Consider the following 19,694-nt stretch of genomic DNA (forward strand, 5'->3'; position numbering starts at 1 on the left):
GTATACCATATAAGTATCGAAATGGGCACCGCATCACAGCATACACCGCCGCAGATGGTCAATCACAATCCGCATCGGCTCGGAAACCCATTTTTCCCGATGGTGCAGCAGCTGTGTCCAGATTTCAATTTCCATTTCAGGCACATTCAGATAGCACAGTGCCCCCTTTTCGATATACGGCTTCGTGATATAATCAGGCAGAAGCGCAAGCCCTGCATTCTGCTCCACCAGAGATGCAATCAGCCCTGCATTCCCGCTGACAAAAACAGGCTGAATCTCCAGGGAATGTGCCGCAAGCTTCTCATCCAGCATCCGGCGGTAGCTCATACCCTTTTCCGTCAGCAGAAACGGCTGCTTCACCAATTCTGTCAAAGCAATGGCATCCCGCGCGGCAAGCACATTTTCCGACGCGCAGACAAAATGCACCCCAATGCGGCTCTCCTGCTGTATCACATAATTCGTATCGTAAATATGGTTATCCAGCGTATACACAATATCCGCTTCATTCTGGTTTAAAAGGCGAAACATCTCCTGCGTGCCTGCGGAAATACACTCCAGCATAATGTCGGGATATTTGCGATGCAGCTCCGGGAAAATGCGCCGAATCACCTCACTGCTCAGGGAATCCGCAATCGCCAGACGCACACGCCCATGCACCTTCGTTTCCGCTTTCGTTTCCTCCTGAAAGCTTTCCAAAAGCTCATTGATTTTGTAAGCAGAGCGCAGCAGACGAATCCCATGCTCTGTCAGCGTAACCGTGCGGTTGATTCTCTCAAATAAGGGCACCCCCAATTCATTTTCCAGCTGACGAATCTGGAAAGAAACCGTTGATTGGGAATAGCCCAGCTTATCCCCTGCCTTTGTGAAGCTGCGCAACTCCGCTACATGTATGAAAGTAACCAGATTTTTGATATCCATAACTGCTCCTTTTTCCCATCCTTCAACATTCTTTCTCTCACTCTATCCGAAATGCAGCAAAAAATCAAGATAGAATCTGTCTTGATTTTTTTCTTTCTCCATCAGCCGTATTGCTTTTCTCCGCCCGCTGCGGTATAGTAGAATGAAGAAGGATAAACTTAAGCAGCGTTTCGGGCGTAGGCCGGTGGGCTTTGCATATCGGCACTTGATAGTCTTTCTTGAACGGATACCGCTTGGCGGAACGATTCGGGGAATTGTACCCCGCTATTTAGGGAAACCTTGCGGAAATAGGATTGGGAATAAGGATTGACGCAGAATACGCCTTCCTGCCCTTCGGGCATAGCCGAAGCATTTGCGGCATCTCGGAAATACGCTATTCTGCAGGCAGAGGCAACGGAATGATTCCTAGATAATGGAGGACGCTTCGGCGAGGAATCCCACTAGGCTTCCGTTGCAAGTAAAAAAAGAGCCTGATTTCACTGTGCACATGAAATCGGCTCTTTTTCTTTTATACTTCCATAATAATCGGCAGAATCATCGGACTTCTCTTTGTCTTCTGCCAAATATAATTTTTCAGCGTATCCTTAATGACACCCTTGATATAATTCCAGCTTGTAACATTCTTTTCCTCGCATTTCAGCAGCGCATCCAACACGCAGGCGCGCGCCTCATCCATCAGATTTTCTGCCTCGCGGACATATACAAACCCTCTGGAAATAATATCGGGGCCGGAAACAATCGTCCCCATTTCTCGGTCCATGGAAACCACAACCACCATCAGTCCATCCTGTGACAAATGCTTTCTGTCACGCAGAACGATATTGCCGACATCGCCAACGCCCAAGCCGTCTACCATAATCTGTCCCACAGGCACAGTTCCGGTAACCTTCGCCTCATTTTTGTTGACCTCCAGCACCTCACCCAGCTTCATCACGAAGATGTCATTTTTATCCATCCCCATGGAAATCGCCAAATTCTTGTGACAGGAAAGGTGCATGAATTCCCCATGCACAGGCATGAAGAACTTCGGCTTTGTCAGCGCCAGCATCAGCTTCAGCTCCTCCTGACGGGCGTGACCGGAAACGTGGATATCCTCAATATCTCCATAAACCACGTTTGCGCCCTTTTTCAGCAGCTCATTCACCACACGAGAAATGCTTTTTTCATTCCCCGGAATGGCAGATGCACTGATGATAATTTTATCATCAGGCTTTACGTTAATCTGCTTATGCTCGCCGGATGCGATACGGGACAGGGCGGACATTGTCTCCCCTTGGCTGCCTGTCGTAATGATAACCAGCTGATCATCCCGATAATTTCTTGTTTCGTTAATATCAATCAGCGTTCTGGGCGGAATCCAGAGATAATCCAGCTCGGATGCCGTTTTCACCGCATTGACCATACTGCGACCGATAATGGCAACCTTTCTGCCGTACATATATGCCGCATTGATAACCTGCTGAATACGATGGATGTTTGAGGAGAAGGTCGCAACCATGATACGGTTCTTCGGTGTTTCCTCGAAAATCTTCTCGAACACCTTCCCCACGTTCTTTTCGGACATCGTGAAGCCCCTTCTCTCTGCATTGGTGCTGTCGCTCATCAGCAGGAGAACGCCCTCCTTGCCCAGTGCAGCAAACCGCTGTAGATCAATCACATCACCGTCAATGGGCGTATAGTCCACCTTAAAGTCGCCCGTATGCACCACAACGCCCACAGGTGTATGGATTGCCAGTGCGACCGCGTCTGCGATAGAGTGGTTCGTATGGATAAATTCCACAACCATCTGTCCCAGCTTTACCTTTTCGCCGGGTACAACCGTATGCCTTGTTGTGGAATCCAGCATTTTATGCTCTCTCAGCTTATTTTCCAGAAGCCCCAGTGTCAGCAGTGTCCCGAATACGGGTACGTTAATCTGCTTGAGGATATAGGGCAATGCGCCGATATGATCCTCGTGTCCGTGTGTTAATACAATCCCTTTGATTTTGTCGATGTTTTTTGTCAAATAAGTCACGTCAGGGATAACCAGATCGATCCCCAGCATATCATCCTCAGGGAAGGCCAGACCGCAGTCGATGATGATAATATCATCGCCATATTCCAGAACCGTCATATTTTTACCGATTTCATCCAGACCGCCCAGCGCGATCACCTTCAGGTTCATCTTAGGCTTTGCCTTTGCGCGGCTCTTTGTGCGCTGCTTCGGCTTTGCCGCCGGTTTCGCCGTCATCTTCGCAGTCGGCTCCTTTTTCGCCTTCGGCTCTGTCTTTGCCCTGCTGTCCGCCTTTGTCTTTGCTGTTCTCGTTTTGGTTTCCTTCGTGGAATCCTTTCCGTTTGTCTCCTTCGCGGATTTTTTCTCTGCCAAAAAACACACCTCCTTTTTTGTTTTCTCTGTCATTTTCTTTATAGTATGGCGTAAAAAAGTTCTCTTTAAACGGCAGAATCAGCGTCCCTTTTCCAAAAAAGGGCAAACAGAAAAAGAGCAGTCGATACTCAACGATTACAAAAACATTTCCGCTCCGTTTTTCCAATCCGATGAGTGCTGCTGTTTTTCCTTCCGTATTCTGCTGTTTCTTTTTCCGCTCATTTTTGTATAAAAAGGGACCTTTGCAGACCGCAAAAAATCACCCTAATACATTCGTCAATCAGTCATCCGTTTCTACGGTATAATCCTCTGCCTTCTGGGCAAACAAATCCGCCACGCGGTCAAATTCCGCGTCATCCTCCACCAATTCATACGTCACATCATCCGTATTGATGGAAACCTCCTTCAGAATGATGGCATCTGTTTCATCATCATCCATCAATTCTGTTTCCACTACCAAAAGGTAGCGTTCGCCGCCGCAGGCAACATTATCAATGATGGAAAACTCCACTGCATCACCATTTTCATCTGTCATAGTAACCACTTCAAATTCCAGATCATTGATTTCGTCATAAATATCCGCCATAAAATTCTCCTCTATTCTTATCCTTTCGCCTTGCTGTCAAGATAGCCCTGCAAAATATGCACCGCCGCCATCTTGTCAATGACGCTTTTTCTCTGATTATGGTTCAGCCCCACCTCGCGCAGAGAACGCTCCGCCGCAATGGTGCTGAATCTTTCGTCCCAGAGCAGAACCTCTGCCTTGGGAAATCTTCTTTTCACGCATTCGCAGAAATCTTTTGTTTTGACACATCTGTCCCCTTCGGAGCCGTCCAGATTTTTCGGATAGCCCAAAACGATTGTCTCTGCCTGGTATTGTTCCACCAGATCTGCCAGTCTACGCATACATTTCTTAAATTCCATGGGATTTTCCCTGCGGATAATCTCCACGCCCTGTGCCGTCCAGCCGAAGGGATCGCTGACCGCCACACCAATGGTTTTGTCACCAAAATCCAAACCTAAAATACGCAATTCGGTTCCTCTTTCTTTTCCCGACGATTACTCGTTACGGTCTAAATAATCCTTTACCAGCTCCTCCAGAAGCTCATCCCGTTCCAGCTTGCGAATCAGCACACGGGCATTCTGATAGCTTGTGATATAAGTCGGATCACCGGAAAGGATATAGCCTACAATCTGGTTGACAGGATTATAGCCCTTTTCCCGCAAGGCATTGCTCACTGCCATCAGGATTCGCTTTGCTTCGTTTTCGGGTTCTTTTTCCAATCTGCCGAAATATTGTGTTTCATGTAAATTTGCCATATTTTTCACTCTCCATTCTGCGGCATTGCCGCCCCCCTTATATCCCAAATATATTCACAGGAAAATTTCCTGTTATCTGTAAAATCAGTTATCTTTATGATACCCGAAATGTAATTCGATTGCAACCATATTCTCTTTACATAATTATTACAAATTCCTTTTCTTATACCTCAACATCCCCGAAAAGCATTTCGCCCTCCGCCCTTGTGATGTGGGTTTTCGCAATGCGGTTTGTCAGGTCGGCTTCGCTTCTGCCATGCACCTTCATGTAGTTCGTGGTATGCCCTTCATAGATGCCCTCTCCGACGGCTCTTTCATACAGTACCTCCGCATCCGTCCCAACGGCATCCGCCAGAAAGTCTGCCGCCATCCTGTCGCTCAGCTGAATGAGCGTATGGCTTCTCTCGGATTTCACCGCATTCAGCAGCTGATCCTTCCTTGCCGCCGCAGGTGTGCCGCGCTTGGGCGAATAAGGGAATACATGAATCTTCGCAAAGCCGATTTCCTCCGCAAAGGCATAGCTTTCCCTGAAATCCTCCTCGGTTTCTCCGGGGAAGCCGACAATGATATCCGTTGTCAGCGCAACCTTCGGCAGATATTTCCTGAGCGTTGCTGCCGCCTGCCGATATTTCTCCGTATCATATTTGCGGTTCATTTCCTTTAGGGTTTTATCGCAGCCACTCTGCAGGGAAAGATGGAAATGGTCGCAGACCTTTGGCAGTGCCGCCATGGTCTGTGCAAATTCCTCCGTCACCACATTCGGCTCAATGGAGCTGAAGCGAATCCGCTCAATTCCTTCCACCTCATGCACCTGCTTGAGAATATCCAGCAGAGAGGTATCCCTTCTGTCCTTGCCGTAGCTTGCCACATGGATGCCCGTCAGCACAACCTCTTTAAAGCCGTTCTCCGCCAGACGCTTTACCTCAGCCACAACCTCCTGCGGCTCTCTGCTGCGGATAGGGCCTCTCGCATAGGGAATGATGCAGTAGGAGCAATACTGGCTACACCCATCCTGAATTTTCAGATAGGCTCTTGTTCTGTTTGCCAGCTTTTGAATGGAAAGCGGCTCAAATACACGCTCCTTCATAATATCGGAAACGTGGTTTTCCACGCCGTTTGCCCTGTCATACTGCTCCACCATTTCCACAATCTGCGCTCTGTCCTTCGTTCCGATGACCAGGTTCACGCCTGCAATCTCCATCAGCTCCTTGGGTGCGGTCTGCGCATAGCAGCCGACAACCGCCACAATGGCATTTTCATTCTGCCGCTTTACCTTACGAATCAGCTGACGGGATTTCTTGTCCCCGAAATTCGTCACCGTGCAGGTATTGATGACATACACATCCGCTTCTTCATCAATCCCCACAATTTCATAGCCCTTTTCTGCGAACAACTCCGCAATGGCTTCGCTTTCATACTGATTTACCTTGCAGCCCAATGCAAAACTTGCTGCTTTCTTCATATTAAAACGCTCCTTCGCGGCAGAAAAATTTCCTTTCACTCTGCCGCTCTCTATTATTCATCAATTTATTCTGAAAAACAACGGTAATATCTTCATTGCTACCGTTACATCCTTCCCGGAAAGCCAGACCAGATGCTCTCTGAGCATTTCCCAGCGTTCCTTTTTTGGCGTAACCTGCGCGCAGATGGTCTCCATGGCATCCAGATGCACCATGATATCCTCCCGCTCCGCAAGGGAAAGCCCCTGCATCATGCCGATTTCCAGCCGCACCGTTGTAAAATCCGCATTAAAATTCAGCTCCTCCCGCTCCTTGGCAATGGAATATTCGATTAAGCCTTCGTTGCTGTATCCATTTTCCCGAAACAGCTTCATCCGCTCCAGTAATGTCCGCACGTTCTCCCGATAATTCTCCGCCATATCCGCGATATCCTCATACGGCTGAATGACCTTTAGCCTTTTCGTGAAGCCTTCGATTCTTTCGGCATAATGCTCCAGAAGCAGGCGGAACAGCTCCTCCAAGGCATCGCTGTCATAGGAGGATGCCTCCCAAACACGTTCCACGCGGTCAATATCCTCGTCAATCATGGTTCGTATATCCTTTTCCTCCGGCATATCCTCCACCGCCCCTTCTGCATTTAAATTATCTTTTAGTATAGCATAAAAACAGGGGCTCTGGCAAGAAGCCCGCCCCGTTAAAACCGTTTTTTCGCAAAAATCGCAAAAACACTGCAAAAGAACGCCCGATTCCGATTGATTTTTCCCTTCCTTTATGCTATCATAGCAGTAAGAAAGGATTACCGCTTGTGGAAGGGCGGTCAGTCCGTAATAGTTGTGAATGACCGTCTAACTTCTGTTAGGCTGTCACTTTTTATTTATTTCCTGTTTCACGCAGGGCGATAAGAGCTATGAAAAAGGATTACCGCTTGTGGAAGGGCGGTCAGTCCGTAATAATGTGGTTGACCGTCTAACTTCTGTTAGGCGGTCTTTTTCTTATCATTTCTTATGCAAAAAGCATAAGGTGATAATTCCAATGATTACTAAGCTATATTGAAACAATTCAGCGTATGTAACCATAAACATCACCCCCTTTACAGGAAGTGACTGAACCGCCGAGCGATAATCCTCGTTTATACCATATCACATTTTTCTTTTTTCGACAAGCAACAAAAAAGCCGCATCCCCTATAGGTAATACGGCTCTCTTATCTTTCCGCTTATTTTTCTTCTTCGTCATCCTCAATGATTACAACCATGCCACCCAGTCTTCTGTTCAGCTCTTTTCTTGTAATCTTTATGATATTGGGTGTCACGCCGTCCGGCTGCTCCTCGATAAAGTATGCTTCCTCCTTATCGCAGTCGTTTTCATCCAACCAGCCGCTGAAATAGGACAGAATGGAACGCATAATTTCCACGCTGTGCCCCCAATAATCCAAATCCAGGAAAACCAGTCTGTTCTTCTCGCCGTTTTTGGAGAATTTACGGCTCTTGTAAACCATTGTAAACAAACGTCTTTCCTCTCCCTTATAGGTAAAATATACAGCCATTTCATTGCTTTCACCAAAACGATTCTCGTAACGGTTTACCTTTGCCTCGGGGTCAAAAAATTTCAAAATAAACTGATAAATCTGCTCCAGTTCAATCTCTTTTGTAATGTACCCATGCGTTTTTGCCGTCATTTGAAAGGCCTCCTTTTTTCCTACTTTCATCATTTCCGCATCAATATTTTGCGTACAAATTGTTTTTGATTCTGATTGCATTATACAGGAAGAAAATCCCCTTTACAAGAGCAATACCTTCCATGGAAAGCCAAATTTTCCGCCTCTTTTTTAGGCAGTTTTACGCCAGCTTTTCCAGCATTTTTTCCACCAGCTCACTGCTGCGCTTTGCCGCCAGAAGCACAAACTGCTCATAGGACATATTCGCCTGTTCATCCGCGCTGTCGCTGATGGCACGAATGATAACAAAGGGAATTCGGTTCAGCCAACAGGCATGGGCAATCGCCGCACCCTCCATTTCCGCACAGTCCCCCTGCACATACTTTTTGATATGCTCCTTGCCTTCCTTTGTGCCGATGAATTTATCCCCACTGGCAACTCTGCCGAGAATCACATGATAATTTTCCGCCGTTTCCGCCGCAGCCTCCTGCGCCAGCTTCACCAGCATCTCATCCGCTCTGAAATAGCTTTCCGCCAGGCGGGGAATTGTCCCGATTGGGTCGCCCAGCGCAGAAACATCCATGTCATGCTGTACCGCGTCCGTGGAAATGAGGATATCTCCAATGCCCAGTTCGGGGTGAATTGCCCCCGCACAGCCTGTATTGATGATATAATCCACACCGAAATGGTCAATCAGCACCTGTGTGCAGACAGCCGCATTCACCTTGCCGATGCCGCTGATGACCAGCACAATGCTGTTGCCGCAATATTTCCCCACATGGAAATCCAGCCCGATGATATTTTTTGTCGTCACAATCTCGATTTTCTCTTTTAAATATGTGATTTCCTCCGACATTGCACCAATGATGCCAATGGTTTTCATTTCGTTGTCATCTCCGTTTCTGTTGTCTCGCGGATATCTGTCCGCATACTTCAGCCGTTTGGTTTTTATCTCGCATACGAATTATACCACAAACTGTATACACTCTGCAAGTCGAAGCCGATTTTCCCATCCTTCCGTTGCAAAAAAAGAGCATCTTCTGTATACTGAGGAGAGAAAAAGAAAGTAAGAGGTGTAACCAATGAACACAAAACCGATTATCGGCATTGCGCCGAATTATTCTTACGAAAAAAAGGAATATACCCTCAGTGAGGATTATGTCCTTGCCATCGAAAAGGCAGGCGGCTGTCCCATCGTGCTCCTGCCCCATCAGGCATTGCCCCTCTTTCTGGACGGACTTCTGCTGACCGGCGGCGGTGATATCGATCCGCTCCTGTTCGGAGAGGAGCCCCTTTGCCAGAGCGGCGAAATTAACCCCCTCCGTGATGCCTGTGAAATGCGCATCTGCGAGACTGCGCTGGAAAAGGATTTGCCCATGCTCGGCATCTGCCGCGGCATGCAGGTCATGAATATCGTCAAGGGCGGCGGCATCTATCAGGATATCGGCGTGCAGGCAGGCACAACCCTCAAGCATATCCAGCAGGCACCCCGTTCCTATGGCACACACAGCATTTTTGTCGAGGACAACACCCTCTTAACCGACCTCTGGGAAAATAAACGCACCGTTGTCAATTCCCTGCATCATCAGTCCTGCTCCACGCTTGGGGAGGGCTTTATTGTCTCTGCCCGCAGTGCGGATGGTCTGATTGAAGCCATTGAGCATAAGGATAACCGCTTCGCCGTCGGCGTGCAGTGGCATCCCGAGGCAATGAAAACAGAGGAAATGGGGCTGCTGTTCTCTGCCTTCTTGAAGGCGGCGGCAGAATATCAACAGGCAAGGAGGTAAGAAGCATGGATGTTATCAATGATCTAACCTCGTCTCTTTCCTCTGATTTAAACAGCACGGAGCTTGCGAAGGATTTAGGGCTTGGCTTCCTTGCCAAATCCACAGCCATCAATGGTGCCGTCAATTTGGGCATCAAGCTTCTGGAAATTCTGTTCACGCTCTTTCTTTGCTGGCTCATGATTCGCATTTCCAGTAAGCTGGTCAATAAATTCCTGCGGACACAGGTACAGCGCGAAAAGCTTTCCATGTCCGAAAGAAAAGCAAAAACTCTCAGCACCGTCACAGGCAGCATCCTGAAATATGTGATTTATTTCATCGGGCTGATGTCTATTTTAAAGCAGCTGGGTGTTTCCTCAGAATCCCTCGTTGTCATTGCCTCCGCAGGCTCGGTTGCCATTGGTCTGGGCGCACAGAGCATCGCAGGAGATATGATGGAGGGCTTCTTCATCCTCTTTGAGGACCATTACGCCGTCGGGGATATCGTCACCATTCAGGGCATTACGGGTACGGTCGAAAGCGTCACCCTGCGTTCCACAAAGCTGCGCGATTTCGGCGGCGCTGTGCATATCATCCCGAATGGCTCTATCGGTACGGTCACCAATAACTGCCGTGAATTTATCAACGCCGTTGTCACCGTCGGCATTGCCTATGGCGAAAGCATCGACCGCGCCATTGCCGTTCTGCAGGATGAGATGCAGAAAACCGCAGATATGGAGGCTGTGCTGGAAACCCCCACCGTTGCAGGTGTCATCGGTCTGGATGATTCCGCCGTTACCATTAAAATTGTTGCAAAATGCAAGGTAAAAATGAATTACGCTGTGGAAGCGGAGCTGCGCCGCCGCATCAAAAACCGCTTTGATGCAGAGGGCATTGAAATCCCCTTCCCCCAGCAGGTTGTCCATTTGATGAAGGAGGCGTAACGTATGGATTTTTCTGTCGGAGATATTGTGCAGATGAAAAAAAGCCACCCCTGCGGCTCTGCCCAGTGGGAAATCCTCAGAACCGGCATTGATTTTCGCATCAAATGCTGCGGCTGCGGACACATGGTCATGCTGCCCAGAGCAAAATTCGAGAAAAACGTAAAAAAAATCATTCCGAAAGAGCAATAAAAAAACAGGGTATCCGTGGATACCCTGTTTTTTTCTGTCGAACCCTCTCGGCTTAAGCCTTCTTCCGCATTGCATTCAGAATTGCCAGTACGCAAACACCGACATCCGCAAATACCGCCATCCACATCGTCGCAATGCCGGGAATGGAAAGCAACAGCACCAGAATCTTAAAGCCCAGTGCAAAGGTCACGTTCTGGTTTACAATCCTTCTTGTGCTTCTTGCAACCTTCATGCCGACTGCTAGCTTACCGATATCATCATCCATCAGCACAACATCCGCCGCCTCGATTGCCGCATCGGAGCCAATCGCCCCCATGGCAATCCCCAAATCAGCCGCCGCCAGTACGGGTGCATCATTGATGCCGTCCCCCACAAACGCCGTCTTGTCGCCTTCTGCGCCCTTCTGCTTTTCCATCCATTCCACTTTGTTTTCGGGCAGCAGCTCACTGTGGAATTCATCCAGCTGCAGCTCCTCTGCCACAGCCGCCGCTGTTTCCCTTCTGTCGCCCGTCAGCATTACCATCTTCCGAATCCCCTGCTTGCGCAACGCCGCAAGGGAATCGGCAATGTTTTCCTTCAGCGTATCCGCAACCAGAATGTACCCTAAGAATTTGCCGCCCTTTGCAACATAAACCACCGTACCAATGCCGTTTGCCTTTTCATACGCAATTTTTTCATGCTCCATCAGACGGCTGTTCCCCAAGAGAACCGTTTCGCCGTCCAGCTCATAGGAAATCCCGTAGCCGCCCAGCTCCTGATAGCTCTGTGCCGCAGGAAGCTCGCCTTTGTATGCCTGTACGATTGCCTGTGCAATGGGGTGATTGCTCATTGCCTCCCCGATTGCCGCCGGCTTCAGCACATCGCCCTTTACCTCCGTTACAGAAAATCTGCCCTTTGTCAGCGTCCCTGTTTTATCAAAAACAACCGTTTTCAGTCGGCTCAGCGTATCCAGATCGCCGCCGCCCTTTACCAGAATCCCACACTTGGATGCCGCGCCAATCCCCGCAAAATACGTCAGCGGCACAGACAATACCAATGCACAGGGACAGGAAACAACTAAGAATACCAATGCTCTGCCAAACCACAGGGAGAATTTCCCAAGCCCTGCCAACGGCGGCAGAACCGCAACCAGAACCGCCAGCAAAACCACAATGGGTGTATAAACTCTCGCAAAGCGTGTGATGAATTTCTCCGTCTTGGATTTCTTTGCAGATGCGTTTTCCACCATTTCCAGAATCTTCATCACCGTAGATTCGCCAAAGCCCTTTTCTACACGAACCTTCAGACTGCCGTCCATATTGATGCAGCCGCTGAGCACCTGATCTCCTGCCCCCACAGAACGGGGCAGGGATTCGCCTGTCAGTGCCGCAGTATCCAGCATTGCATGTCCTTCCGTGATTACCCCGTCCAGAGGGATTCTTTCTCCTGCCTTTACCAGAATCATATCCCCCACCTGCACCAGAGAAGGGTCTACCTTCCTTTCCTCGCCATCCACGATTAAATGTGCAAAATCGGGACGGATATCCAGCAGTGCCGTGATGGATTTTCTGGAACGTGCCACCGCATATTCCTGGAATGCCTCGCCCACCTGATAGAACAGCATAACGAAAACAGCCTCTGCCATTTCCCCCAGATACAACGCGCCAATCGTAGAGAAGGACATCAGGAAGTTTTCATCAAAAACCTTCCCCTGTCCGATATGCTTCGCCGCACGCAGCAGAACATCATACCCGAAAATCAGATATGCGCAGATATAAAGAATCGTGCAGATCGTTCCCTCATGCAGGAAAACAGCCGCAAGGAAGAACGCAAGCCCTATGCCAAACCGCAGGAAAAATTTTCTGCCGAACACATTCTCATCCCCATGCGCATGGTCATGTCCACAGCCACAGCCACAGGCACAGCAATCGTCATCATCGTCACAGCCGCAGCCGCAATGGTCATGATGATGCTCATGCTCATGATGCGCATGATGATGCTCTGCCTTCTGCCCCTGCAAAAAGGCAACCTCTACCTCCGGCTCAAATTTATGCACCACCCGTTCCACCGTTTCCTGCATTTCCTCTGCCGAAGCATTTGGCGCAAGCTTTACTGTCATTTCCTGCCGCAGCAGATTGATGGAAACCTCCTGCGTTTCAGAAAGCTTAGAAAGCGTATCCTCAATCTTTCCCGCACAGTTCGCGCAGGTCAACCCTTTTAATGCTACCTTCATTTCAGACATAGTCACACCTCTTTTTTCGCTGTTTGCTTTCTCATTTGTTCGTTTGAATAACTGTTCATATAACATTTGAAAATTTAGGCTGTAATTTCCAGATATCCTTACACCTATATCATTACAGCCTGTTCCTTTTTTATTCGTGATATCCACGCTTATGCCGCAGATGCGTCATACCCTGCTCCAGAACCATCCGAATATGCTCATCGTCCAGAGAATAGAACACGGTTTTGCCCTCCTTGCGGTATTTTACAAGATCATTCTGCCGCAGTACGCGCAGCTGATGCGACACAGCGGATTGGCTCATTTCCAGTACGTCTGCCAAATCCCCCACATTTCGCTCCCCCTCCAGCAGGGTCTGCAAAATGCGGATACGGGTCGCATCCCCGAAAATCTTGAAAAATTCTGCCAGCTCCTGAATAAACTCCTGCTGCAGTTCCTTTTCCATATCAAATTCTTCCTGCATCGGTGTCTCCTTCATGGCTCGCTCCTTTTCTTATATGAATATCTGTTCATATATTAACGCATTATTTTTACTTTGTCAACGCTGCTATTGATAATTTTTTCATCAATAACACACCGAAATCCCGATTTCGATTTAATTCTTTTCCTTCGGAAACTCAATCAGGTCGATAAATCCCTTTAACGCATGCGGCATTGCCACATTTTTCAGCCGCACCATCCCAATGCTCCGCTTCGGTACGGGCGGTTCCACGGGAATCTCAAACAGGTGCTTGTTCTGCAGCTCCCTCTGCGTAAACTCCTCGATCACATACGTCAGTCCAAGGTTGATTTCCGCAAAGCTTACCAGCAAATCACTGCTCCCCAGCTCCAGAATCGGGTTCAGCACCACGCCGTTTTCCTCTGCATAGCGGTCAATATAGCGGCGCGAATTGCTCAGATCCTCCAATAAAAGCAGGGGATATTTCGGCAAATCCTTCAATTCCATGCCCATCTCCGCAAGCATCCGATACCGCTCGCCCCCCACCAGAACATCATGAATTTCAATGCAGGGCGTTACCTCTAAATCCTCATCCTCCGCAATCGGCAAATTGATAAAGCAGACATCCACACTGCCGTTTCTCAGCAGCCTGAGCGATTCGTAGGTTGTCTTATTCGTCACCTTAATATTGATATCGGGATACAGCTTATGATACTTTTCCAGATAAGGCAGCAGGAAATTGGCAATGACCGTATCACTCGCGCCAATCTTGAGCTCCCCCATCTCCATGTGTACCATCTGATAATATTTTTCCTCCGCCGCTTGAATCAGTCCCAACGCCTGCTCCAGATAGGTATATAACAGCTTGCCCTCCGCGGTGGGATAAACCCCCTTCGCCGTACGCACCAGAAGCGGACTGCCCATGCGGTCCTCCAGCTGACGAATGGACATGCTTACCGCAGGCTGTGAAATAAAGAGCTCTCTTGCCGCAGCAGACATATTGCCCGTGCGGACAACTGCACAAAAAATACGATATAAATCTAACGAAACATCAACTTTCATGAGGGGAACCTCCCTTTTCTTTGGTTTCTTCTATTATACAGAATTCAAAGAGCCAACGCAAGCGCGATAAGTAAAAATGATAACAATTTTTTCATTTTTTTCTCCGCCGCCTGTCGCACAGCTTTTCTAATTCTACAATCGGCAAGGGTGCCAATGCCAACGCCGCAACCACAAGCCATTCCTTCCCATTCAGCGGACATACCTTGAAAATCTCCGCCAGCGGCAGCACCATAATCACCCCAATCTGCATCAGACACCCGATAAAAAACGCCAGCAGCAGCATCGGGTTCCCCAAGGGCGAAATCCGGAACAGCGAATGCTCCGACCGCATATTAAAGGCGTGTATCAGCTGCGAAAGCGAAAGCACCGCAAACGCCATCGTCCGCCCTGTAATATATGCCCTTTCCTCGTCAAAATAAATATGCCCGATCCCGAAGGCAAGCAGTGCCAGCATCCCAATCATCGCCCCCTCTAAGGCAATCCTGCTCACCATGCCGTCCGAAAAGAGGGAATTTCCCTTCCGCGGCGGCTGCTCCATGCTGTCCGCGTCCGCAGGGTCAACCCCCAATGCAATCGCAGGCAGGGAATCCGTCACAAGGTTCACCCATAACAGCTGAATCGGCAAAAGCGGCGTTGCCCAGCCAAAGCACATCGCCACGAAAATCGTCATAATTTCGCCGATGTTGCTCGAAAGCAGAAAATGCACCGCCTTGCGGATGTTTTCATAAATGCCGCGTCCCTCGCGCACCGCCTCCACGATTGTCGCAAAGTTATCATCCATCAGAATCATATCTGCCGCACCCTTGGCAACCTCTGTGCCGTTTTTCCCCATCGCACAGCCGATATCCGCCGCCTTGAGCGCAGGCGCATCATTCACGCCGTCCCCCGTCATGGCAACCACGCGCCCCTCCTTCTGAAATGCCTTCACAATCCGCACCTTATGTGCCGGCGAAACGCGCGCAAAAACCGTACAATCCTCTGCCGCCCGCTCCAGTGCCTCATCCGACATCTGTTCCAGCTCCTGCCCCGTCAGCACGGTATCCCCTGCACGGTAAATCCCAAGCTCTGCGGCAATCGCCTGTGCTGTCAGCGCATGATCTCCCGTAATCATCACAGGACGAATCCCTGCCTTTTGGCAAATCTCCACTGCTGTCTGCGCCTCCGGTCTCGGTGGGTCCATCATCCCTGCCATCCCTGCAAATACCAGTTCCCTTTCCAGCTCCTCCGCCGTAAAAAAGAGCGGCTCCTCGTCCCATTCCCGAAACGCCACCGCCACCACGCGCAGGGCATTTGCCGCCATCTCGCCGTTTTTCAGCCTTGCCTCGCTTTTTCTTCTGCCATCAAATACAGCCTGTCTGCCGCCATCCAGGCAGTATGCGCATTTCTCAAAAAGAATATCGGGTGCCCCCTTCGTCACAGAAATCCATTTCCCCCCACTGGGATGCACCGTTGTCATCAGCTTTCGCTCCGAGGAAAACGGTACCTCGCCGATTCTGGGCATTTCCTCCCAAAGCCCCTTGAGCGATACCCCGCCTTCCTCTGCCGCCTCCGCAAGTGCCTTTTCCGTCGGCTCCCCAATGATTTTTGTCCCCTGCCGCTTCACATCATTGCAAAGCGTAAACAGCGTCAGAATGAATCTTCGCTTTTCCTCGTCCTGCTCCAAGCCCTTCCCGATTGCCGCAAGCCGTGTCACCTTCATGCGGTTTTGCGTCAGCGTCCCCGTCTTATCCGAGCAGATGACCTCTGCGCTCCCCAAGGTTTCCACCGCCGGCAGTCTGCGGATAATCGTATTTTTCCTTGCCATCCGCTGCATCCCAATCGCAAGCACAATCGTCACAATCGCAGGCAGTCCTTCGGGAATTGCCGCCACCGCAAGGCTCACAGAGGTCATAAACATCGGAAACGGCGGCTGCCTTCGCAAAAGCCCCATCCCGAAGATAATGCCGCAGATAATCAGCGCCCCCATGCCAAGCAGCTTTCCTGTCTCCCCCAGTTTTTTCTGCAAGGGCGTTTCGCGCTCCTCCTGCTCCGCCAAAAGGGCTGCAATCTGTCCAATTTCGGTCGCCATGCCCGTTGCCGTCACCGCAACCGTGCCTCTCCCCGCGAGAACGTAGCTTCCTGCAAGCACCATGTTTTTGCGGTCACCCGGCAGTGTTTTCTCCGCCAGAACACCCTCCTCCTTCTCAATCGCAAGCGCTTCCCCCGTAATCGCGCTTTCCTCCGTTTTCAGCCCTTGGTTTTCCAGAATCCGCCCATCCGCGCAAATATAATCTCCTGCCGCAAGCAAAAGGATATCCCCCTGCACTACCTCCTCCGCCGGAATTTCCTTCTCCTCGCCGTTTCGCAGCACGCTTGCCCTTGGCGCAGAAAGTGCCTTCAATGCCTCCAATGCCTTTTCCGCTCTGCTCTCCTGCAAAACGCCCAGAAACGCATTCAGTGCCACAATCGCCAGAATGATTGCCGCATCCAGAAAATCCTTCTCACCGTTCCAATAGGAAATCGCAACCGAAGCCACAGCCGCCCCAATCAGCAGCAGTATCATAAAATCATTAAACTGCGCCAGAAACCGCCGCCAAAAGCCCTTTTTGCCCTCTCCCTGTTCCGTTCTGTTCCTTCCGTCCGTTTCCAGCCGCTTTTTTGCCTCGTTTTCGCTTAATCCCGTCCGTTCCTCCGTCCGCAATTTTTTCAGCACCTCTGTCGGTGTCATGCTCCACCATTCCATATTCTCACGCTCCGTCTTTTGTTTTTCTGCTTGTCTTTTTTCCCAGTCTATGCGGACAAGCGCAAAAAAAGACCATCCGCATAGGATGGTTAGCAGGAGGTGTTATCCATGCTTTTTTCTCTCTTGCTGGCGTTTTCCCTCAGTCTGGATGCGCTGGGCATCGGTCTTTCCTATGGTCTGCGCAGCATCCGCTTTCGCCCGTCCGCCCTTCTTCTGCTCACGATAGAAGCCTTTCTCATGATGGAGCTGTTTCTTTTTGCAGGGCGGCGGCTTGCAGCAGTCTTCCCCGCGCATCTGGCGGAGCGGTTTTCTCCCATGCTCCTTCTTTTCTTCGGTGTGTGGCTTTGTCTGCAAGGCATGGGGCAAGGAAAGCGGAAGGAGACTTCGCCCCTGCATTCCCCCTCCCTCTGCGATAAAAACGCCTCCTCCCTCATCGAGCCGCAGGAAGCCCTTCTCCTTGGGCTTCTGCTTTCTGTGGATTCCTTTGCCATCGGGCTGAGTGCTGCCGCAGGAGGGATAAATGTAACGCTCCTGCCCCTCTTTTCTGCCCTCTTTCAGACATTTTTCCTCGCGTTGGGCGAAAAATGCGGCGCAAGGCTCATCCTCTCCCCTGCCCCGAAGGAAAGCCTCTGGTCGCTCCTGTCCGGCGGCATTTTAATCCTTCTTGCCGTCCTACAGCTTTTGGACAAAAAATAAGCGTACCTCGTAAAGAAGTACGCTTCAGACTGTAGACAAAGTAGTTTTGAGACAGCGGAAGGGCTTGGGAAACAAATCCGTTTCCCAAATAGAATCCGCAGTCGGAATTCATTTCCGACGAGGAAAACAGCGAGTTTCGAGGCTTTTAAGCTGATGGAACTCGTCTGTTTATTCCTCTGTCTTAGCAAGTCGAAATCCTGATTTCGACTTAGGGTGTCAAAGTCCTGCCTTCGACCTTATATTTAATTTCTATGGAAGAGCTTCTTTGTTTCGTATCTTGCCTCACAGGTCAGGTTGATGCCCAGCTTCTTGAATACATTTTCATCCACAGAGGACAGGATTACCGTCGAATGTACCTCGCAGCATTTCAGCTTTTCCAGCTGCTTCAGCGCCAATGCCGCCTTTGGCTCATTCACCGCACAAATACTCAGCGCAATCAGCACCTCATCCGTATGCAGGCGCGGATTTCTGTTGCCCAGATGTCCAACCTTCAGCTTCTGAATCGGTTCGATAATTTCAGGTGCAATGAGCTTCACTTCCTTTGCAATTCCTGCCAGCTTTTTCAGTGCATTCAAAAGCATTGCGGAGGATGCCCCCAGAAGTGCGCTTGTTTTGCCCGTCACGATTGTCCCGTCCGGCAGCTCGATTGCCACAGCAGGATCGCCTGTTTCCTCCGCTCTCCTGTTTGCCGCCGCCACAACGGTTCTGTCGGCAATGCTTGTGCCCGCCTGCTTCATCAGAAGCTCCAGCTTATAAATCACATCGTCCGCCAAGAGTCCCTTTCTGTGGTCGCAGAGTGCCTTGTAATATCTTCTGACAATTTCCGTTCTTGCCGCCTGACAAACCGCTTCATCGTCAAAAATACAGTTCCCGACCATGTTTACGCCCATATCCGTAGGGGATTTATAAGGAGATTCCCCGTAAATCTGCTCAAACATTGCGTTCAGCACAGGGAATACCTCTACATCACGGTTGTAGTTGATGGTTGTTTCTCCATACGCCTCCAGATGGAAGGGGTCAATCATATTCACGTCATTCAAATCCGCCGTTGCCGCCTCGTATGCCAGATTAACCGGGTGGCGCAGGGGAATATTCCAAATGGGGAAGGTTTCAAATTTCGCATAGCCCGCCTTCACGCCGCGCTTGTTTTCATGGTAAAGCTGAGAAAGGCAGGTTGCCATCTTGCCGCTGCCGGGGCCGGGTGCAGTAATCACCACCAGAGAACGCTCTGTCTCAATATAATCATTCTTCCCAAAGCCGTCCTCGCTCACAATATGGGGAATATTGGCAGGATAGCCCTCAATGGGGTAGTGCTTGTATACCCGAATTCCAAGACCCTCCAGCTTCTTTTCATACGCAACCGCGCTTGCCTGTCCGCTGAACTGCGTCAGCACAACGCTGCCTACATACAGCCCATAGCCACGGAACGCATCAATCAGCCGCAGCACATCCGCATCATAGGTAATGCCAAGGTCTCCTCTGACCTTGTTTTTCTCAATATCACCTGCACTGATAACAAGCACAATTTCCGCATCGTCCTTCAGCTGCACCAGCATATTGATTTTGCTGTCCGGTTTAAAGCCGGGCAGAACACGCGATGCATGGTAATCATCAAACAGTTTTCCGCCGAATTCCAGATAGAGCTTTCCGCCGAACTGGCTGATACGCTCTTTGATTCGCTTTGATTGCATTTGCAGATATTTTTCATTATCAAATCCTAAACGTAACATAATTAACTCTCCCCGATATTTCCTTCGTCAACATCTATAACACAGAAAATTATAACCCTTTTTCATGCTATTTACAAACAAAACTTAGCAAAAAATAACTTCCGTCCATCAAAATATAAAATACCTGTTATAAGCAGCCGCCATTCTATACCTTTATTTCGACCCTTAAAAGAAAAGAGATACCCTAAGGTATCTCCTCTCTTTTGGATGTA

The 19,694-nt window shown here is 49.6% G+C and carries 18 protein-coding genes; 4 read left to right on the top strand and 14 right to left on the bottom strand.

Annotated features, from left to right (window positions below; all coding sequences use genetic code 11):
• Nucleotides 1-33: 33 nt before the first annotated feature.
• From GPK49_RS11615 to GPK49_RS11655, 9 genes are all read right to left on the bottom strand, one after another.
• On the bottom strand, nt 34-918 hold the full coding sequence (locus tag GPK49_RS11615) for a LysR family transcriptional regulator (RefSeq protein ID WP_215678040.1): 885 nt from the start codon (nt 916-918) through the stop codon (nt 34-36).
• Nucleotides 919-1,426: 508 nt separating this feature from the next.
• The gene (locus tag GPK49_RS11620) at nt 1,427-3,148 is read right to left on the bottom strand and encodes a ribonuclease J (RefSeq protein ID WP_412207672.1); all 1,722 of its coding nucleotides are present in this window, start codon (nt 3,146-3,148) and stop codon (nt 1,427-1,429) included.
• A 415-nt stretch (nt 3,149-3,563) separates the two neighbouring features.
• On the bottom strand, nt 3,564-3,869 hold the full coding sequence (locus GPK49_RS11625; RefSeq protein ID WP_016407547.1) for a DUF1292 domain-containing protein: 306 nt from the start codon (nt 3,867-3,869) through the stop codon (nt 3,564-3,566).
• 17 nt (nt 3,870-3,886) lie between these two features.
• Nucleotides 3,887-4,315, bottom strand: coding sequence for a Holliday junction resolvase RuvX (gene ruvX, locus GPK49_RS11630; protein WP_215678055.1), 429 nt, complete (start codon nt 4,313-4,315; stop codon nt 3,887-3,889).
• Nucleotides 4,316-4,342: 27 nt separating this feature from the next.
• A complete protein-coding gene (locus tag GPK49_RS11635; protein ID WP_016407549.1) occupies nt 4,343-4,603 on the bottom strand; it encodes an IreB family regulatory phosphoprotein in 261 nt (86 codons plus the stop codon).
• A 163-nt stretch (nt 4,604-4,766) separates the two neighbouring features.
• Nucleotides 4,767-6,065: a tRNA (N(6)-L-threonylcarbamoyladenosine(37)-C(2))-methylthiotransferase MtaB gene (gene mtaB / locus GPK49_RS11640; protein WP_215678058.1), complete on the bottom strand. Its 1,299-nt coding sequence runs from the start codon at nt 6,063-6,065 to the stop codon at nt 4,767-4,769.
• Nucleotides 6,066-6,125: 60 nt separating this feature from the next.
• A complete protein-coding gene (locus tag GPK49_RS11645) occupies nt 6,126-6,677 on the bottom strand; it encodes a hypothetical protein (RefSeq protein ID WP_215678061.1) in 552 nt (183 codons plus the stop codon).
• Nucleotides 6,678-7,278: 601 nt separating this feature from the next.
• Nucleotides 7,279-7,740, bottom strand: coding sequence for a hypothetical protein (locus tag GPK49_RS11650; RefSeq protein ID WP_016407552.1), 462 nt, complete (start codon nt 7,738-7,740; stop codon nt 7,279-7,281).
• A gap of 160 nt (nt 7,741-7,900) precedes the next feature.
• A complete protein-coding gene (locus GPK49_RS11655; RefSeq protein WP_215678063.1) occupies nt 7,901-8,602 on the bottom strand; it encodes a 5'-methylthioadenosine/adenosylhomocysteine nucleosidase in 702 nt (233 codons plus the stop codon).
• A 199-nt stretch (nt 8,603-8,801) separates the two neighbouring features.
• Here GPK49_RS11655 and GPK49_RS11660 point away from each other — a divergent pair, with 199 nt between their 5' ends.
• The 3 genes from GPK49_RS11660 to GPK49_RS11670 are packed head-to-tail and all read left to right on the top strand — an operon-like array spanning nt 8,802 to nt 10,615.
• Nucleotides 8,802-9,506, top strand: coding sequence for a gamma-glutamyl-gamma-aminobutyrate hydrolase family protein (locus GPK49_RS11660; RefSeq protein WP_215678066.1), 705 nt, complete (start codon nt 8,802-8,804; stop codon nt 9,504-9,506).
• Nucleotides 9,507-9,511: 5 nt separating this feature from the next.
• Complete coding sequence (locus GPK49_RS11665; RefSeq protein WP_016407555.1) at nt 9,512-10,426, top strand: mechanosensitive ion channel family protein; 915 nt, start codon at nt 9,512-9,514, stop codon at nt 10,424-10,426.
• Between the two features lie 3 nt (nt 10,427-10,429).
• Nucleotides 10,430-10,615 carry a DUF951 domain-containing protein gene (locus GPK49_RS11670; RefSeq protein WP_016407556.1) on the top strand — a complete coding sequence of 62 codons (186 nt, stop codon included), beginning with the start codon at nt 10,430-10,432 and terminating at the stop codon, nt 10,613-10,615.
• Between the two features lie 52 nt (nt 10,616-10,667).
• On the opposite strand, the gene GPK49_RS11675 is transcribed toward GPK49_RS11670, so the two are convergent.
• From GPK49_RS11675 to GPK49_RS11690, 4 genes are all read right to left on the bottom strand, one after another.
• Complete coding sequence (locus GPK49_RS11675) at nt 10,668-12,836, bottom strand: heavy metal translocating P-type ATPase (RefSeq protein ID WP_215678069.1); 2,169 nt, start codon at nt 12,834-12,836, stop codon at nt 10,668-10,670.
• Between the two features lie 130 nt (nt 12,837-12,966).
• The gene (locus GPK49_RS11680; protein WP_016407558.1) at nt 12,967-13,311 is read right to left on the bottom strand and encodes an ArsR/SmtB family transcription factor; all 345 of its coding nucleotides are present in this window, start codon (nt 13,309-13,311) and stop codon (nt 12,967-12,969) included.
• Between the two features lie 117 nt (nt 13,312-13,428).
• Nucleotides 13,429-14,334, bottom strand: coding sequence for a LysR family transcriptional regulator (locus tag GPK49_RS11685; protein WP_016407559.1), 906 nt, complete (start codon nt 14,332-14,334; stop codon nt 13,429-13,431).
• 91 nt (nt 14,335-14,425) lie between these two features.
• Complete coding sequence (locus tag GPK49_RS11690) at nt 14,426-17,056, bottom strand: cation-translocating P-type ATPase (RefSeq protein WP_215678072.1); 2,631 nt, start codon at nt 17,054-17,056, stop codon at nt 14,426-14,428.
• A 108-nt stretch (nt 17,057-17,164) separates the two neighbouring features.
• Between GPK49_RS11690 and GPK49_RS11695 the strand changes: the two genes are divergently transcribed.
• Nucleotides 17,165-17,752: a manganese efflux pump gene (locus GPK49_RS11695; RefSeq protein WP_118579911.1), complete on the top strand. Its 588-nt coding sequence runs from the start codon at nt 17,165-17,167 to the stop codon at nt 17,750-17,752.
• Nucleotides 17,753-17,994: 242 nt separating this feature from the next.
• Here GPK49_RS11695 and GPK49_RS11700 read toward each other — a convergent pair whose 3' ends face one another.
• The gene (locus tag GPK49_RS11700) at nt 17,995-19,482 is read right to left on the bottom strand and encodes a DUF1846 domain-containing protein (protein WP_016407563.1); all 1,488 of its coding nucleotides are present in this window, start codon (nt 19,480-19,482) and stop codon (nt 17,995-17,997) included.
• Nucleotides 19,483-19,694 lie beyond the last annotated feature (212 nt).

It is taken from the genome of Clostridium sp. MCC345 (assembly GCF_018785345.1).
GTDB lineage: Bacteria > Bacillota > Clostridia > Lachnospirales > Anaerotignaceae > Anaerotignum_A > Anaerotignum_A faecicola.

Coding starts and splice junctions, on each gene's coding strand:
- GPK49_RS11670 (WP_016407556.1), top strand. CDS start 10,430: ATGGATTTTTCTGTCGGAGATATTGTGCAGATGAAAAAAAGCCACCCC.
- GPK49_RS11655 (WP_215678063.1), bottom strand. CDS start 8,602: ATGAAAACCATTGGCATCATTGGTGCAATGTCGGAGGAAATCACATAT.
- GPK49_RS11620 (WP_412207672.1), bottom strand. CDS start 3,148: ATGACGGCGAAACCGGCGGCAAAGCCGAAGCAGCGCACAAAGAGCCGC.
- GPK49_RS11660 (WP_215678066.1), top strand. CDS start 8,802: ATGAACACAAAACCGATTATCGGCATTGCGCCGAATTATTCTTACGAA.
- GPK49_RS11690 (WP_215678072.1), bottom strand. CDS start 17,056: ATGGAATGGTGGAGCATGACACCGACAGAGGTGCTGAAAAAATTGCGG.
- GPK49_RS11635 (WP_016407549.1), bottom strand. CDS start 4,603: ATGGCAAATTTACATGAAACACAATATTTCGGCAGATTGGAAAAAGAA.
- GPK49_RS11700 (WP_016407563.1), bottom strand. CDS start 19,482: ATGTTACGTTTAGGATTTGATAATGAAAAATATCTGCAAATGCAATCA.
- GPK49_RS11685 (WP_016407559.1), bottom strand. CDS start 14,334: ATGAAAGTTGATGTTTCGTTAGATTTATATCGTATTTTTTGTGCAGTT.
- GPK49_RS11675 (WP_215678069.1), bottom strand. CDS start 12,836: ATGTCTGAAATGAAGGTAGCATTAAAAGGGTTGACCTGCGCGAACTGT.
- GPK49_RS11615 (WP_215678040.1), bottom strand. CDS start 918: ATGGATATCAAAAATCTGGTTACTTTCATACATGTAGCGGAGTTGCGC.
- GPK49_RS11625 (WP_016407547.1), bottom strand. CDS start 3,869: ATGGCGGATATTTATGACGAAATCAATGATCTGGAATTTGAAGTGGTT.
- GPK49_RS11695 (WP_118579911.1), top strand. CDS start 17,165: ATGCTTTTTTCTCTCTTGCTGGCGTTTTCCCTCAGTCTGGATGCGCTG.
- mtaB (WP_215678058.1), bottom strand. CDS start 6,065: ATGAAGAAAGCAGCAAGTTTTGCATTGGGCTGCAAGGTAAATCAGTAT.
- GPK49_RS11680 (WP_016407558.1), bottom strand. CDS start 13,311: ATGAAGGAGACACCGATGCAGGAAGAATTTGATATGGAAAAGGAACTG.
- GPK49_RS11645 (WP_215678061.1), bottom strand. CDS start 6,677: ATGCCGGAGGAAAAGGATATACGAACCATGATTGACGAGGATATTGAC.
- GPK49_RS11650 (WP_016407552.1), bottom strand. CDS start 7,740: ATGACGGCAAAAACGCATGGGTACATTACAAAAGAGATTGAACTGGAG.
- GPK49_RS11665 (WP_016407555.1), top strand. CDS start 9,512: ATGGATGTTATCAATGATCTAACCTCGTCTCTTTCCTCTGATTTAAAC.